The following is a 15,913-nucleotide window of genomic DNA, read 5'->3' as shown; positions in this document are numbered from 1 at the left end:
TTAATGCACCTTAAGGCACATTAACACGTTCAGCGAGCAACTGTTGTACCAGTTTTTCGAGTTCTTTTACCCTTTTTTCCAGTTGAGGGAGGTTGCGGCTGATGGCCTGGCTGCGGATGGTACTGGCGTATTCATAGGCAGGGGTGCCGGTAACAGCGGTATTGGGTTCTTTGATCGATTTGGTTACCCCGCTTTGTCCGTTGATGCGCGCTCCATCGGCAATGTTCAGGTGGCCTGCGATGCCTGACTGGCCGCCCATCATCACATTCTTACCCAGCTTGGTGCTGCCGCTCACGCCTGACTGCGCTGCAATAACCGTGTTATTGCCTACTTCCACATTGTGTGCTATCTGTATGAGGTTATCCAGTTTAGCGCCCGAGCGGATGATGGTAGAACCCATGGTAGCCCTGTCGATGGTAGCATTGGCGCCGATTTCCACGCAGTCTTCCACTACTACATTGCCTATCTGTGGCACTTTTTTAAAACTGCCGTCTTCCTGTGGCGCAAAACCGAATCCATCGCTTCCAATGATGGTTCCGGCATGGATGGTAACGTTATTACCAATAACACAGTCGTGATAGATCTTCACCCCTGCATGCAAAATGCAGTTGTCGCCTACCTGTACATTATTGCCCAATACTACACCCGGGAACAGTTTTACATTGTTGCCAATGTGTACATTCTCACCAATATGCACGAAGGCCGCTACGAATATGTTGTCGCCCATTTTGGCAGAAGGAGCAATATAACTGGGCTGCTGGATACCAATCAATTGCTGGGTCATCAGCTCCTGGTATTTGGCCAGCAGGGTGGCAAAAGCAGAATAAGCATCGGGAACGCGGATCAGGGTAGCATTCACCGCCTGCTTCAGTTCCAGCGATTCATTCACGATCACAATGGATGCCCGTGTCTGGTATAGGTATTCTTCATATTTAGGGTTGGCAAGGAAGGAAAGCTGGCCCGCGCGGGCCTCTTCTATTTTTCCGAAACTACCCACCTGGGCATCGGCATTACCCTCCAGTTTGCCATTGATAATCAATGCTATTTGTGCGGCGGTAAACTGCATATAGAGATAGGGTTTATGGATTCAGCGGCAAGGTTCGAGCTATCTGAACAGGCAAATGTAATTTTTTTTAACCGGGGCGGAAAGATTTTGATGGATGAGCGTATTATCCACCTCCGAAATATCCCGTACCGATCCATCCTTGAACAATATGTTTATTTTTTCGTCGATGGTCTTGTAAAGGGTATTAGTGGCTTCGCCGGTAAAACAGAGGTAACTGCTTTCTTCGGCGCTGATATGGAAGCGTTTGCTTATCTGTTCCAACTGGCTGGCAATATAAGCAGGTTCAAAAGGAGCGGTCTGTATCCTGGTCTTATACAGTTGCCGGTTGAGCATGCCGTGGCAGAGTAATGACAATGCCTTATCGGGATGCAGGCTCCATCGTTTGATGGCGTGCATGATGTCGTGATCATCGAGCGAGCAGAATTTGTCCAGCGCCGCTGCATTCATCACCCCATTGAATTCACCCAGGAAAAAGTCAACAGCCGATTGGGTATAGAGGGCATCATCTCCCGGCCGGTAAATGGCCCGCACCCTTTCCAATATCTTCACCAGCATTTTTTCGGCAGCCAGCACGGTTTTGTGCAGGTACACCTGCCAGTACATCTGCCGGCGGGCTACCAGGAATTTCTCCACGCTGTAAATGCCTTTTTCTTCGATCATCAGTTGACCATTGTGCACCACCAGCATTTTTAAAATGCGATCATAACCAATCACGCCCTCACTCACACCGGAATAAAAACTGTCGCGCGTGAGGTAATCCATGCGGTCTACATCGAGTTGTCCGCTGATGAGCTGATGCAAAAAAGGCTTGCGGTATTGATCGGTAAAAATTTCTATGGCCAGGGTCAGCTCACCGTTGAATGTTTCATTCAGCGTATGCATGATCTGTAAGGAAAGCTGCTCATGGTGCACATCGGGCACCAACACCTGTTCCAGGGCATGTGAATAGGGGCCATGTCCCACATCGTGGAGCAGGATGGCTGCTTTTACAGCCACTTCTTCTTCCGGACTGATATCCACTCCCTTGCTTTTAAGCTCGATCACTGCATTGTTCATGAGGTGATAAGCACCCAGCGAGTGATGAAGGCGGGTATGCACGGCCCCCGGGTACACCAGTTGGGCCATGGCCATTTGTTTGATGCGTCGCAGGCGCTGGTAATAAGGATGTGAAATGATGGAAAAGATCAATGGGTGATTGATGGTGATAAAACCATATACCGGGTCGTTGATGATCTTCCGCTGGATAGCCGCCATGCCTGTTGTTGAATTGTTAAATCCTGGCAGATGCCAGAAGCAAAAGTACAAAGAGAACCCCGATCGGGCAGAATTGAAATAGATTTACAGACAGTTTTCGCATTAAAATCCCAATTCCCTATGCCTATCGCCAAAATTTTATGGATAGACGATGAAATCGAGAGTCTGCAGTCCCAGAAAATGTTCCTGGAACACAAAGGCTATGAAGTGCAAACCCTTACCAATGGGTTCGATGGCATCGAATATGTAAAAGACAATTTAGTAGATGTTGTGTTGCTGGATGAAACCATGCCTGGTATCTCCGGATTGGAAACCTTATCAGGTATCAAAGAAGTGAATATGAGCATTCCCGTAGTGCTCATCACCAAGAATGAAACAGAGAACCTGATGGATGAAGCCATCGGCAGCCAGATCAGCGATTACCTGATCAAGCCGGTGAACCCCAACCAGGTATTGCTGAGTCTGAAAAAAATCATCGACAACAAAAGACTGGTGGCCGAAAAAACCACCACTGCGTACCAGCAACAGTTTCGTGAATTATTCATGGCATTGAATGATGATCCGGATTACAATGGCTGGATGGACATTTATAAAAAACTCGTGTACTGGGAGCTGGAAATGGAAAAGAGTGATAGTCCCGAAATGCGCGAGATACTGCAATCGCAGAAACAGGAAGCCAATGCCGCGTTCTTCAAATACGTGAGCAAACATTACAGTTCCTGGGTAGATCCGAAAGCCACTTCGGCGCCCATCATGAGCAACCAGTTGTTCCGTTTCAAAGTGTTGCCGCACCTGGAAAAAGGGAAGCCTGTGTTTTTCATCCTCATCGATAACCTGCGTTTCGATCAGTGGAAAGCCATCCAACCCATCTTTGCAGAGAGCTTCCGCATTTTAGAAGAAGAAACTTTTTATTCTATTCTGCCTACAGCCACGCAGTATTGCCGAAATGCCATTTTCGCGGGACTGATGCCGGTAGAAATAGAAAAACTGTTTTCAGAACAATGGCGTAATGATGATGATGAAGGAGGCAAGAACCTGTTTGAAGAAGAATTCTTCCGTGCGCAGTTGAAGCGGATGAAGCGTGAAGACATCCGCTTCAGTTACCACAAAATTTTACATCACCAGGATGGACAACAACTGGTGAACAACATACACAACCTGCTCGAAAACGATCTCAACATCATCGTGTATAATTTCGTAGACATGCTGAGCCACGCACGCACGGAGATGGAAGTGTTGAAGGAGTTGGCCAGCGATGAAGCGAGTTACCGGAGTATCACGCGCAGCTGGTTTGAGCACAGCCCGTTGCACCAGGCGCTGAAAAAAGTAGCTGATAAGGATGTGAAACTGGTGCTGGCCACCGACCATGGCAGCGTGCGGGTAAAGACGGCGCATAAAGTGGTGGGCGATAAACAAACCACTACCAACCTGCGATACAAGCACGGCCGGAACCTCGCTTTTGAAGCCAAAGATGTATTGGCTTTCCGGGATCCGCGGGAGGCCGGCTTACCGGTACCTACGGTGAATTCTTCTTTCATTTTTGCAAGGGAGGATGGATACCTCTGCTATCCCAATAATTACAACCATTATGTGAACTATTACCGCAATACTTTCCAGCACGGCGGGGTAAGCCTGGAGGAAATGATCGTGCCCATTGTTAAAATGGTGAGCAAGGGCTGAAGATGTGAATAACTACTGCCATCCGGCACCCGCCGTGGGTGGCAGTTTCGGTATATTTGCTTATTATGAAGTATACGCAAACGACATTAACGAAACTGGAAGCCGTGTTGGGAGAGAGTGGTTATGTACTCCGTTATGAAAGGGGCACTTTTCAAAGCGGATGGTGTGTGCTGGAAGCGAAAAAAGTGGTGGTGCTGAACAAGTTTCTCAACGTGGAAGGGCGCATCAATACTTTATTGGAACTGATCCCGCAACTTCCCATCGATTTCGATAAATTGACCCTTGAGTCGCAGAAGCTTTACGAAGAAGCAGTAAAGAAACTGGAAACCGCGTGAGTAGTCATGTACCACTGACGATTACTTTTTTGGGAACAGGAACGAGTACGGGTGTGCCCATGATCGGATGTACCTGCGCCGTTTGCACTTCACCCGACCCGCACAATAAACGCCTCCGGAGCAGCATACTGGTTCAATCACCCACTACAGCTATTGTGGTAGATACCACGCCCGATTTTCGCTACCAGATGTTACGCACGCATACCAACCACCTCGATGCAATATTGTTCACGCATTCGCACAGGGATCATTTAGCGGGACTGGACGATGTACGGGCTTTCAATTTCTTTACCCGCAAAGCGATGGATATATATGCCAGTCCGCAAACCGCCGAAGCCATCTACCGCGATTTCTATTATGCTTTTGCCGATACCCGCTACCCGGGCGTGCCGGAACTGAACATGATCACCATCGAGGATGTGCCTTTCACCATTGGGGATATTGAAGTCATTCCTATTGAAGTGATGCACCATAAAATGCCGGTGTATGGTTTTCGCTTTGGACAGTTCACTTATATCACCGATGCGAATAAGATAGCGCCTGCATCCAAAGAAAAGATCAAGGGCTCATCGGTATTGGTGTTGAACGCACTGCGCAAAGAAGCGCATATCTCGCATTTCACGCTCGATGAAGCGGTGGACCTCTCACAGGAACTAGGCGTGCCGCAGGCTTACTTCACGCATATCAGTCACCAGTTGGGTACACACGAAGCCGTTAACAAAGAATTGCCCCCGAACATACGCCTGGCTTATGACGGGCTGGAGCTGCATATCTAAATTGGGTATAAACACCTGATCGGCATAGCGGCTGCATGCATTTGCTTTGTATGCATGAAAAAATTACGCAGCGATTATTTCAGTTTCAGTAAAAAAGAACGTATAGCAGTAGTGGTGTTATTAACGCTTACGGGCATTTTCCTTGTATTGCCGTATTTTTTCAGGAAGGATGTATCGCCGCCTGCGTCGATTCCGGTTCCTGCAAAAGACTCGGTATTGGCGAATGTAATAGTAGGTAAGCCGGCGCCAGGAAAGCTTTTTTATTTCAATCCGAATACGATCACTGCAGAAGAATGGAAGGCACTGGGATTGCGGAATCGGACAGTGAAAACGATTTTGAATTACCGGGAGAAAGGCGGCCGGTTTCGGCAGGCAAATGATATCCGTAAAATATGGGGACTGACACCGGCAGAAGCAGAAATATTACTTCCTTATGTGCGGCTTTCAGCTTTGTCTTCAAAGCAGGAAAAAGAAATCGTTGTTGTCTCCAAGCCGGGAAAACTGTTGCACAACATCGACGTGAATAAAGCTACTGTGGAAGAATGGAAAACATTGCCAGGTATCGGGGAAGTACTGGCCAACCGGTTAGTGCGTTTCAGGGAGAAATTGGGTAGATTTAACGCAGTAGAACAGGTAGGGAAAACTTATGGATTGTCCGATTCTGTATTCCGGCAACTGAAGCCATACCTGCACATGGATACCCTGCATTGACGTGGTGAAAGATTATTTGGTGGCGAATCGAAAAGGGCTATTTTTGTTTTAAATACTAACAAACGGTAGTTTTGTTTATAAAGGAGGCTGCCCGAATTCGATTGCTCGGTAAAGGCAGCCTCCGTCTATTTAAAAAAACAGGATATGAACTTTCAGCCGAGTGAGGTTACACTAGAAGTGGCCCGTGCAGCGCGGGACTTCGCTGCACGGGAGATCAGGCCTTATGTGATGGAATGGGATGAACAACAGCATTTCCCATTGGAAGTACTGCAATCATTGGGCAAACTGGGTATGATGGGGGTGCTGGTACCAGAACAATATGGCGGTGCCGGGCTGGGATATTTTGAATACAATGCCGTGATACAGGAGATTGCCAAAGTATGCGGCTCTATTGGATTGAGTGTGGCGGCGCATAATTCACTTTGCACCAATCATATCCTCAGCTTTGGCTCGGAAGAACAAAAAAAGCAATGGTTGCCTAAGCTGGCAACTGCAGAATGGATAGGGGCCTGGGGGCTCACCGAGCCCAATACAGGCAGTGATGCCGGTAACATGAAAACTACGGCCGTAAAAGATGGCGATCATTGGATATTGAACGGTACCAAGAACTGGATCACACATGGCAGAAGCAGTCACCTGGCAGTGGTCGTTTGCCGCACGGGCCAACCACGTGCCCGTTCCAACGCAACAGCTTTTGTGGTAGAGAGAGGTACGCCGGGTTTTACAGGCGGAAAAAAAGAAAATAAGTTGGGCATGCGTGCCAGTGAAACGGCCGAAATGATTTTTGAGAACTGCCGTATTCCCGATTCACATCGACTGGGTGATGTAGGTGATGGGTTCAGGCAGGCATTGACCATACTGGATGGCGGACGTATTTCCATTGCAGCTTTATCTGTAGGGATTGCCAAAGGCGCGTATGAAGCGGCCAGGCAATATGCGCAGGAACGTCACCAGTTCGATCAGCCGATCGCGAACTTCCAGGGTATCAGTTTCAAACTCGCCGATATGGCTACGGAGATCATGGCGGCAGAGTTGCTGGTAGCGCAATGCTGCGATCTCAAGGAGCGGCATGAAAAAGTGACGAAGCAAAGCGCCATGGCCAAGTATTATGCGAGTGAAACAGCGGTTAAAGTGGCTACCGATGCGGTGCAGGTATTTGGCGGTTATGGTTATACCAAAGATTTTCCTGTAGAGAAATATTACCGCGATGCCAAGCTCTGCACTATTGGCGAAGGAACTTCAGAAATACAAAAAATAGTAATTGCTAGAGAAGCCCTGGGTTTGTAAGTCCAGGTAAGATAATTTTCTTTTTTGCCTTTGTTTGCCCCGGGCTTAAGCCCGGGGCAAACAAAGGCAAAGATTTTTATTGATTGTCTTTACTGCCAGCGGCAAAGATTTGGTCTACCGCCCCACCCAGCATGGGAAATTTTTCTTTTACAAACCCGGCGATGGTTTCAATAGCTTTCTGAGCTTGCTCAGGGCTTAGTCCGGCTTCTGCAGTGAGGCGTTGAATTAATTCGTTCATAGAGTTGCTAGTTGTGAGTCATTATTTAAGCTACTTTGAGTATGCCCATTTTACTCTTACCAAACATACGCTTTGCATAATCAAGCGTGATATGCAGTTTTTTGGTATCGGTTCCAGGCAGTTCAAACATGGCATCAGTGAGGATGCTCTCACAGATGCTGCGTAAACCGCGGGCGCCCAGTTTATATTCGAGTGCTTTCTTCACCATAAAGTCCAGTACTCCATCGTCTATCTTCAACGCAATATTTTCCAGTTCAAACAAACGGGTGTATTGTTTGATCAATGAGTTCTTTGGCTCGGTGAGAATGCTTCTCAGCGTTTCTTCGTCGAGCGGATCGAGGTGGGTAACTACCGGCAAACGACCCAGCAATTCAGGTATCAGGCCAAAGCTCTTAAGGTCGGTAGCGTTTACGAACTGTAACAGGTTTTTGCGCTGCATTTCCTGCTCTTCTTTGTTCACGCTGAAACCAATGGCATTGGTGTTCACACGGCGGGCAATCACTTTATCAATACCATCGAATGCACCTCCACAAATAAAGAGTATGTTTCTGGTATCTACCTTGATCATCTTTTGCTCGGGATGTTTACGCCCGCCTTGCGGAGGAACCAGCACTTCAGTGCCTTCGAGCATCTTCAACAATCCCTGTTGTACACCTTCTCCGCTTACATCGCGGGTGATGGAAGGATTATCTCCTTTGCGGGCGATCTTGTCTATCTCATCCACATATACAATACCTCTTTCTGCAGCAGCTACATCGTAATTGCAGTTCTGCAACAGACGGGTGAGCATGCTTTCTACGTCTTCACCTACATAACCGGCTTCGGTAAATACCGTAGCATCCACGATGGCAAAGGGAACATTCAACAAGCGGGCAATGGTTTTGGCCAGTAAGGTTTTACCGGTACCTGTTTCGCCCACCATGATGATGTTGCTCTTTTCGATCTCCACTTCATCGGTCTGGTTTTTATTGGTAACCCTTTTGAAGTGGTTGTAAACGGCAACAGACAATACCCTTTTGGCATCGTGCTGACCGATCACATATTCGTCGAGGAATTTTTTAATTTCTGCCGGGCGGCGCACATTCAGCTTAAAGCCCGAATTGGTTGCATTGCTCTCCTGCTTCAGGTTCAACTCCTGCGCAATGATCTCCTGTGCATGCTCCACGCAATTTTCACAGATATGACCTTCCTGGCCGGCAATAAGGATCTTTACCTCATCGCGGCTACGCCCACAAAATGAACAATGTAAATGAGTCTGTTTAGCCATTTTTTGCTGGTTTTCTTCTTTCGCACTGACTTCCTTACATAGACAGGTTTCAGCAGCAATCTGTTGCAAAGGTACTAAAAGGCGCTATAAAACAGTATCTACTATACCGTAAGCCACGGCTTCCTTGGCATTCATCCAGTAGTCACGGTCAAAATCACGCATGATCTGGTCTACCTTTTTGCCGCAGTTCTCGGCCAGTATTTTGGCGCCAATTTCCTTGGTTTTACGCATTTGTTCGGCCTGGATCTCAATATCGGCACTGGTAGCCTGGTAATAACCACCCAGGCTGGGCTGGTGGATCATCACTTCGCCATGCGGATAAATGGATCGCTTGCCTTTGACCCCTGCACTCAGCAGGATAGAGCCCATGCTGGCGGCCAGTCCCATACAAATGGTGGAAACAGGGCTTTGTATCAATCTGATGGTATCGTACATAACCATGCCGCTGGTAACACTGCCACCCGGACTGTTTATATAAAACTTGATCTCTTCGCCGGGTTTGTCGGCATCCAGCAACAACAGTTTACCTACGATGTCTTTGGCCGATCTGTCGTCTACCACGCCCCAGAGATAAACCGCTCTTTTTTCAAAGAACAGTTTCTCCATTTTCTTCGCCATGAAACCATGCTCTTCTTTACCATTCTTCGGTTCGTTCTCTTCTTCCTCATCCATTCTGAAAGGGTTCACAATGTATTTTGTATGCGTCATAATGATATTGTATTGATGTTTTGCTAATGATTAGTCTTTCCTTTCTTTTCTTGGATTGGTGAGCAATACTTCGTCTACCAGTCCATATGCTTTTGCATCTTCTGCAGTCATCCAGAAATCACGGTCGCTGTCTTTGGCAATGATCTCCGGTGTTTTGCCGGTGTGGTGTGCAGTGATGGCATAGAGTTCCTGCTTTACTTTTTTGATCTCCCGCGCAGTGATCTCGATATCAGAAGCCTGTCCGCCGATAGCGCCGCTGGGCTGGTGCATCATAATACGACTGTGTTTGAGCGCGGTGCGTTTGCCTTTAACGCCTGCGCAGAGCAATACCTGTCCCATGCTGGCCGCCATGCCTGTACAGATGGTTGCTACATCCGGACCAATGAATTGCATGGTATCGTAAATGCCGAGTCCTGCGTAAACGCTGCCACCGGGACTGTTGATGTACATCTGTATATCCCTGCTTCTGTCGGTACTTTCCAGGAACAGCAATTGTGCGGTAACGATATTGGCTACATAATCGTTGATGCCTTCACCGAGAAAAATGATGCGGTCCATCATCAACCGGCTGAATACATCCATGCTGGCCACATTCAAAGGCCTTTCTTCAATAATATAAGGTGTGAGGTTGGTCACGTGGTGTTGTTGGTAATTGTGCAGGGTACCGCTGCTGATGCCCCTGTGTTTTACCGCGTATTGCTCAAATTCTTTTCCAAGGTTCATATTTAGCTAATTTTCGCTTTGAAGATAAGTGATTTATGACCGTCAAATATTGTGCAAAGGATGAATTGCGACAATCAGTCAGTTCCGCCATATGAAAAAACCGGGCCTTCAGGCCCGGTTTCCCGTTTATCGTTATCAACCCATTACCAGATTAGTGGTGATGGTGGTGCAGTTTCTCGGCAAAATCTTCGGCACTAATGGCTTCTTCTTTGGCGCTTACCTGGCTTTCCAGCAGGCTGAACATTTTGTCGGTGCTGATGCGGTGGTAACTGTCTTCCACAAACTTCCTGTCCTGCATCATGCGGTTGGCATAGTCTTCCACCCATTGCTGGCTATCGCCCAAAGCTGTCAACTGACCGCCCATATAGCTGAACAATTGCTGCTTGGCAAAGTCGCGGATATCATCGGGCAACACTTCAATTTTATTGTCCTGGATCACTTTGCTGCTTACCAGGGTCCACTTCAACTGGTTGGCGAAAGTAGGATAGTCCTGCTCTGCCTCTTCGGCAGTCTTGGGCTGTTCGCCACCGGTCTGCAACCAGCGTTTCAGGAAGCTCTCGGGGAACTCCATGGTAGTATGGTCTACCAGGTGGTGGTAGATCTGGTCGTGTACCTGGTTGCGTGATTGCTGTGCATAATAAGCTTCGATCTCTTTTTTCACTTCTGCACGAAACTCTTCTTCTGTTTTAATCTCTTTGTTAGGGAAAGCAGCCAGGAAGAATGCTTCATTGAGTTCGGATTTCTCTACCAGCCCAACTTTGGTGATTTCCAGTTTGAAATATTTATCACCATCTTCATTGGTCAATCCCAGGTCGGCCAGGATGGCTTCTTTTTCTTTGTCTTCAAAAGCTTTGGAAGGCTGCAACACTACAAAATCGTCTTTCTTTTTACCAGTCAGCTTTTTGCGGAAGCTTTCCTTAAAGTATTTCACCAGCAAAGAATTGTCTTTGTTGATGCCACCTTCTACAGGATTACCGTCTTTATCGCTTTCAACAAATTTTACATTCAATACATTGTCATCACCAGTTACTTCTTCGGGCTCGGTCATTTTACCGTTGCGCACCTGCTGGCGCTCGATCTCTTCCTGTACCATTTCATCGGTTACCGTAACATTGTAACGGGTGACTTTTATTTTTTTCACATCCAGGTCAAACGCGGGTTTCAGGCCAATCTCAAAAGCAAATGCGTAGTCAGATGGGTTGTTCATGTCCAGTGCACGTGCATCATTGTCGAGCGGCAGGGGCTGGGCGAAGATCTCCAGTTGCTCTTTGCCGAGATAAGCGTTCAGTTCTTTCTCCACGCTGCGCAATACTTCATCGGTAAATACACTCTGACCATACATTTTCTTTACCAGTCCGGCCGGTACCATTCCTTTACGGAATCCAGGGATATTGGCGGTTTTGGCATATTTCTTCAGGCTTTGTTCAAAGCCGCTATAATAATCTTCTTTGCTCAGGTTCACGGTCAGCTTATCGTTCAGCAAACCAATGTTCTCGCGCGTAACACTTGCCATGTTGATGTTTTTAATGCTTGAAATTTGGGCTGCAAAGGTAAGGGATTATAAGAAATTGTGTGAATGCAGTGGAAAGAGCAGGTCAATTTAAAAAATAATATTATGTAATACCCTAATTATCTTGAAGGCTGTATTACGCTTTAGGAAGTCCAGTCTTCCAATACAATACCTTTCAAGCGATCAAAATCACTTGTATTTCTTGTTGCCAAAACCAGATCATTGGCAATCGCTGTTGCTCCAATGAGTAAATCGAAATCATCAAGCATTTTTCCTTTTTCTTTCAGTCGGGCTTTTTCTACTGCAAAATATCAAGCGCTGTAAAGATGGGAAGAATGGTAAATTTTTCCTGAAACTTCCCAAGTGTAAAACGGTTCTTTTCTTTTTGAAGGCTTTTTTCGACGCTGTATTTCAGTTCAGCAATGGTTATTTCTGAAACAAAACAATTCTCAATGCCTACCGTTTCAATCTTTTCGTCTAAATCAAATTGCCCTTTCAGAAAGTAAATGCAGATATTGGTGTCTAAGAGGCATTTCTTCACCATTCTGCTCTTTTGCGTGTAAACGTCCTTGCTTTTTTGATATCATCAATCAATTCGTCGGCGGACTGTTCGGATAAGAATGCTCCATAAAGTGATTTTAGTGACTTGCCCTTTACTTTTTTGGACGTTTTCATGGAATCGGACAGTCGGGTGATCAACTCTAGTTTGGCATCACTATTCAGGTTTTTCAGTAAACCGAAATAGCTGTCAATCAAATGAATATTTATATCTGCGGCTTTCATTTTTAATATTTCGAAGTACTTTAAAGACAACAAATAAGGTAGTAACAGCAGCCCTCTATACTAAACCTTAGAAATCCTGTAACCTTTTCCGTTAACTTGGGTTTATACTAGCAATCAACACAACTACCAACAGCTTGAGTACGATTACATTGACAGATAACGCACTGATGTTCAAGGTGAAAGAGGGCGATCTGGACAAAATGGGCCTGCTCTTTGAAAGGCACCACCGTGCGCTCTACGGTTTTTTCGTACAGATGCTGCGGCAGGGTGAACAGAGCAAGGACCTGGTGCAGACCGTTTTTTTCAAGATGCTGAAGTCGCGCCACACATTTACCGGATCGGGGCCCTTTGTTACCTGGATGTATCATATCGCCCGGAATGTACTACGCGATCATTACAGGCAGGTGAAACGAAAAGGCTTGCATACAGAACTGGCCGATGATGTGCAGCAAGATTTGGAGGGCGGCGCCCTGGCCGATGAACGGATAGAAAAGAAACAGGAACTCCAGGCATTGGCGATGGCGATGGACCAGTTGAACGGGCAGGACCGGGAATTACTGATCCTCTGTCGTTACCAGGAACTGAAATACAGCGAGATCGCCCATTTGCTGCATATTACGGAAGGGGCGGTGAAAGTAAGGGTGTTCAGGGCATTGAACCAGTTGAGGGAACATTATTTGAAAGTATCAACCGAAAAAAATTGTGCATGAAATCTAATTACGATAAAGAAAACGAGCAATTGTGGAACCTGATGGGTGAAGTGCCTGCACCGGAAGCGCCAGCGGGCATGCGCGCAGATTTCGATGCCATGCTCGATAATTACAAAGCTTCGCTGCGTGAGAAGCCCCGGCGATTACATGCATTCTTGCAACACCTCAAAGATCTTTGGCATATACAACCGCGCTTGCAATTGGGTTATGGCATAGCCCTGGTGTTACTGGCATTCGGTATAGGATACATCACGCATCGCAGTTTCAGTGGCAGCAATGAACAGATCAGCCAATTGTCGAAACAGATGCAGGAGATGCGCAACATGGTGACACTCTCTTTGCTCGAGAATCCATCGGCTTCAGAGCGCATGCGTGCAGTAGAGTATGTGAATGAAGCCAAAAAAGTAGATCATAAAGTAGCTGAAGCTTTGCTCACCACACTCAACAACGATCCCAATGTAAATGTGCGGCTTATCACGCTGGAAGCATTGGCGAACCTGGCAGTGGATCCTTTTGTACGGGAAGGATTGGTACAGTCTATCGTTCAGCAGGAATCGCCATTGGTGCAATCGGCGCTGGCCGATGTGATGGTGAAATTACAGGAAAAGCGTTCTGTGAAGCCATTGCAGAAGCTATTGCACAAAGAAGATACCAACGAAGCCATTAAAAACAAAATACAACAGAGCCTGCTCAAGCTCAGTTAAACGATTCAAACCCTATATATGAAAACAAAATGGACATCCTTTGTACAAGGAGCGCTACTCTTATGCCTGGTGCAGCCGGCTGCAGCACAGGACCTCAAAGAAAAAACGCATATCAGCAAGAGCTTCCCGGTTCAGCAAGGCAATACTTCGGCGGTGCTGGCGGTTTACAATGTCAACGGCTCTGTGAAAGTAGAAGGCTATGCAGGCAACCAGGTACAGATAGAAGCAGACCAGGTGATCAGCGCAGATGATAAAGAAACACTGGAAGAAGGAAAAAAAGAATTCAAACTGGGGTTCGAGCAAGTGGGTGATAGTGTTGTGGTATACATTACCAGTCCGTTCGACTCAAGGCCCGACCGCTGGCGGAATAATAACGGATACCATCGTATCGACTACCATTACAATGTCAACTTCACCATAAAAGTACCCATGCAGATGAACCTCGATGTGTCTACTGTTAACCAGGGAGAAGTTACAGTGAAAGATATTGCGGGAAATAAACTGAAAGTGCACAATGTCAATGGTGGCGTTCAGCTCATACATGTGAAAGGAACCACGGTGGCGGGAACAGTAAATGGCGATGTGGAAGTGGAGTATGCTTCAAATCCTACGGCAGCTTCTACCTATAATACGATCAACGGTAATATCAAGGTAAATTACCAACCTGGTTTCTCCGGTGATCTGCAATTCAAAAGCATGCATGGTGATTTCTACACCGATTTCGATAATACAGTATTGCCGGCCAGTGTAAGCCGTAATGAAGAACATCGCGGAAACGGAACGGTGTATAAACTAAACAAACGCTCTTCCATCCGCATTGGTTCGGGAGGAACACTATTCAAATTTGAAACATTAAACGGTAATGTTTATATTAAAAAGCAATCTTAAACAAACAGGTATGAAAAAGATGAAAGTAGCGGTATTGGGAATGATGCTGTTGGCTACCGGCACACATCTCTTTGCACAGTCCGATGCAAAAGAACAACTGACGATACCATTGAGCAATCCCGGCAAACCCTATACATTAAAACTGAACCAGGTGAGCGGATCTATCAAAATCACAGGCTACACAGGCAAAGAAGTGATTATTGATGTGACGCCTGAATCGAAGAGCAGGAAAGAAAAGGAAGGAAGTGAGAAAGGGGCGGGAATGAAAAAGATACCCCTTGGCAATGGTTTTGAAGTGAAAGCAAAAGAAGATAACAACACTGTGCGTATTGAATCCGATAACCCTATGCGTACGCTGAATTATGAACTGAAGATCCCGCAGGATGTAACACTGAAATTGTCTACCGTAAACAATGGCAATATAGAAGTGAGTAACCTGAAAGGAGAAATGGAGATCAGTAACGTGAACGGGAGCATCAAAATGACCAACGTTTCGGGCAATGTGGTGGCCAATACGGTGAATGGCACTGTCACGGTTACTTTCAATTCAGTAGAAGGCAAGGCGCCGATGGCTTTCACAACACTCAATGGAAATGTAGATGTTACTTTCCCTGCCAGTACGAGAGCCAACTTCAAAGTGAAATCAGACCAGGGTGAAGTGTACAGCGATTTCGATATGGACATCGATAAAAGCCAACCCAAGCGAGACAAGAGCAGCCAGTCGGGCTTATACAAGATCAGTATGGACAAATGGGTATATGGAAAGATCAATGGCGGCGGACCGGAAGTGATGATGAAGAATATGAACGGCAATATCTACATCAGGAAAGCCAAATAACAGCCTCTCATGTTGTATCTATCAGATCGGGCCCGGTATTTACCGGGCCCGACTTATTATATAAACCCGGACGGAAATTTTATAAAAGGATTGACATACCAATTGTAAAAAATAGTGATAGCTTTGTCTTGTGAAAAAGCTCGTTGTAGCCATAATATCCATTTTTTACCTGGTTTCTGCTTCCGGAGCCACCGTGCAGTTACACTATTGCATGGGCAAGCTGGTGGAAGCGGGTATCTGGCATCATTCGCAGTCGGACAAATGTTCTTCCTGCGGCATGAAGAAGAAGGCCGGTAAGAAAAACAACTGCTGCCGCGACGAGCAAAAGAAACTAACACAGTATAATGTACCCTTAAAAAAGGGCAGGTAGTTAAGAATGAATTTTTCATCCTAAATTACCGAATATGACAAAGAAAACCAGGCGCAAGTTCAGCG

The 15,913-nt window shown here is 46.4% G+C and carries 20 protein-coding genes; 10 read left to right on the top strand and 10 right to left on the bottom strand.

What is annotated here, in order from left to right; genetic code table 11:
* Nucleotides 1-10 precede the first annotated feature (10 nt).
* Together lpxD and BLU98_RS08850 are read right to left on the bottom strand one after the other, a co-directional pair.
* The gene (gene lpxD / locus BLU98_RS08855) at nt 11-1,066 is read right to left on the bottom strand and encodes a UDP-3-O-(3-hydroxymyristoyl)glucosamine N-acyltransferase (protein WP_026773934.1); all 1,056 of its coding nucleotides are present in this window, start codon (nt 1,064-1,066) and stop codon (nt 11-13) included.
* Nucleotides 1,067-1,105: 39 nt separating this feature from the next.
* A complete protein-coding gene (locus BLU98_RS08850; protein WP_092723678.1) occupies nt 1,106-2,320 on the bottom strand; it encodes an HD domain-containing protein in 1,215 nt (404 codons plus the stop codon).
* Nucleotides 2,321-2,440: 120 nt separating this feature from the next.
* Here BLU98_RS08850 and porX point away from each other — a divergent pair, with 120 nt between their 5' ends.
* The 5 genes from porX to BLU98_RS08825 all read left to right on the top strand — a co-directional run bounded on the left by porX (nt 2,441) and on the right by BLU98_RS08825 (nt 7,109).
* The gene (gene porX, locus BLU98_RS08845; protein WP_092723677.1) at nt 2,441-4,000 is read left to right on the top strand and encodes a T9SS response regulator signal transducer PorX; all 1,560 of its coding nucleotides are present in this window, start codon (nt 2,441-2,443) and stop codon (nt 3,998-4,000) included.
* 65 nt (nt 4,001-4,065) lie between these two features.
* Nucleotides 4,066-4,335 (top strand): hypothetical protein, encoded by a 270-nt coding sequence (locus tag BLU98_RS08840; protein ID WP_026773931.1) that lies wholly within the window; start codon nt 4,066-4,068, stop codon nt 4,333-4,335.
* Nucleotides 4,332-5,111 carry an MBL fold metallo-hydrolase gene (locus tag BLU98_RS08835; RefSeq protein ID WP_257574847.1) on the top strand — a complete coding sequence of 260 codons (780 nt, stop codon included), beginning with the start codon at nt 4,332-4,334 and terminating at the stop codon, nt 5,109-5,111. The genes BLU98_RS08840 and BLU98_RS08835 overlap by 4 nt, the downstream gene beginning before the upstream one ends.
* A 54-nt stretch (nt 5,112-5,165) precedes the next feature.
* The gene (locus BLU98_RS08830; protein WP_092723676.1) at nt 5,166-5,822 is read left to right on the top strand and encodes a ComEA family DNA-binding protein; all 657 of its coding nucleotides are present in this window, start codon (nt 5,166-5,168) and stop codon (nt 5,820-5,822) included.
* Between the two features lie 144 nt (nt 5,823-5,966).
* Nucleotides 5,967-7,109: an acyl-CoA dehydrogenase family protein gene (locus BLU98_RS08825; protein WP_092723675.1), complete on the top strand. Its 1,143-nt coding sequence runs from the start codon at nt 5,967-5,969 to the stop codon at nt 7,107-7,109.
* A 76-nt stretch (nt 7,110-7,185) separates the two neighbouring features.
* Here BLU98_RS08825 and BLU98_RS17790 read toward each other — a convergent pair whose 3' ends face one another.
* The 8 genes from BLU98_RS17790 to BLU98_RS08795 form a co-directional block, all read right to left on the bottom strand.
* The gene (locus BLU98_RS17790; RefSeq protein WP_198018829.1) at nt 7,186-7,347 is read right to left on the bottom strand and encodes a hypothetical protein; all 162 of its coding nucleotides are present in this window, start codon (nt 7,345-7,347) and stop codon (nt 7,186-7,188) included.
* A 25-nt stretch (nt 7,348-7,372) separates the two neighbouring features.
* Nucleotides 7,373-8,614 carry an ATP-dependent Clp protease ATP-binding subunit ClpX gene (gene clpX, locus BLU98_RS08820; protein ID WP_092723674.1) on the bottom strand — a complete coding sequence of 414 codons (1,242 nt, stop codon included), beginning with the start codon at nt 8,612-8,614 and terminating at the stop codon, nt 7,373-7,375.
* An 84-nt stretch (nt 8,615-8,698) separates the two neighbouring features.
* A complete protein-coding gene (locus BLU98_RS08815) occupies nt 8,699-9,322 on the bottom strand; it encodes a ClpP family protease (RefSeq protein WP_257574845.1) in 624 nt (207 codons plus the stop codon).
* 30 nt (nt 9,323-9,352) lie between these two features.
* Nucleotides 9,353-10,045 (bottom strand): ClpP family protease, encoded by a 693-nt coding sequence (locus BLU98_RS08810; protein WP_026769067.1) that lies wholly within the window; start codon nt 10,043-10,045, stop codon nt 9,353-9,355.
* 151 nt (nt 10,046-10,196) lie between these two features.
* Complete coding sequence (gene tig, locus BLU98_RS08805; RefSeq protein WP_092723673.1) at nt 10,197-11,558, bottom strand: trigger factor; 1,362 nt, start codon at nt 11,556-11,558, stop codon at nt 10,197-10,199.
* Between the two features lie 140 nt (nt 11,559-11,698).
* Entirely contained in the window at nt 11,699-11,824 is a 126-nt protein-coding gene (locus BLU98_RS17785; RefSeq protein WP_257574844.1) for a PIN domain-containing protein, read from the bottom strand.
* Between the two features lie 29 nt (nt 11,825-11,853).
* Nucleotides 11,854-12,099 carry a PIN domain-containing protein gene (locus BLU98_RS17780; protein WP_257574843.1) on the bottom strand — a complete coding sequence of 82 codons (246 nt, stop codon included), beginning with the start codon at nt 12,097-12,099 and terminating at the stop codon, nt 11,854-11,856.
* On the bottom strand, nt 12,093-12,338 hold the full coding sequence (locus BLU98_RS08795) for a hypothetical protein (RefSeq protein ID WP_092723672.1): 246 nt from the start codon (nt 12,336-12,338) through the stop codon (nt 12,093-12,095). Before BLU98_RS08795 ends, BLU98_RS17780 begins: the two co-directional genes overlap by 7 nt.
* A gap of 134 nt (nt 12,339-12,472) precedes the next feature.
* Here BLU98_RS08795 and BLU98_RS08790 point away from each other — a divergent pair, with 134 nt between their 5' ends.
* The 5 genes from BLU98_RS08790 (at nt 12,473) to BLU98_RS08770 (ending at nt 15,848) form a co-directional block, all read left to right on the top strand.
* Nucleotides 12,473-13,048: an RNA polymerase sigma factor gene (locus BLU98_RS08790; protein ID WP_257574842.1), complete on the top strand. Its 576-nt coding sequence runs from the start codon at nt 12,473-12,475 to the stop codon at nt 13,046-13,048.
* Nucleotides 13,045-13,752 (top strand): HEAT repeat domain-containing protein, encoded by a 708-nt coding sequence (locus BLU98_RS08785; RefSeq protein ID WP_092723670.1) that lies wholly within the window; start codon nt 13,045-13,047, stop codon nt 13,750-13,752. The genes BLU98_RS08790 and BLU98_RS08785 overlap by 4 nt, the downstream gene beginning before the upstream one ends.
* A gap of 18 nt (nt 13,753-13,770) precedes the next feature.
* On the top strand, nt 13,771-14,640 hold the full coding sequence (locus BLU98_RS08780) for a DUF4097 family beta strand repeat-containing protein (protein WP_092723669.1): 870 nt from the start codon (nt 13,771-13,773) through the stop codon (nt 14,638-14,640).
* Nucleotides 14,641-14,650: 10 nt separating this feature from the next.
* Nucleotides 14,651-15,478 (top strand): DUF4097 family beta strand repeat-containing protein, encoded by an 828-nt coding sequence (locus BLU98_RS08775; RefSeq protein WP_092723817.1) that lies wholly within the window; start codon nt 14,651-14,653, stop codon nt 15,476-15,478.
* 130 nt (nt 15,479-15,608) lie between these two features.
* Nucleotides 15,609-15,848 carry an HYC_CC_PP family protein gene (locus BLU98_RS08770; protein WP_092723668.1) on the top strand — a complete coding sequence of 80 codons (240 nt, stop codon included), beginning with the start codon at nt 15,609-15,611 and terminating at the stop codon, nt 15,846-15,848.
* Nucleotides 15,849-15,913 lie beyond the last annotated feature (65 nt).

The organism is Hydrobacter penzbergensis, from assembly GCF_900106985.1.
GTDB classification, from domain to species: Bacteria; Bacteroidota; Bacteroidia; order Chitinophagales; family Chitinophagaceae; genus Sediminibacterium; species Sediminibacterium magnilacihabitans.
The sequence above is the reverse complement of the archived record's forward strand: the minus strand, read 5'-3'. Positions and strand labels throughout refer to the sequence as shown.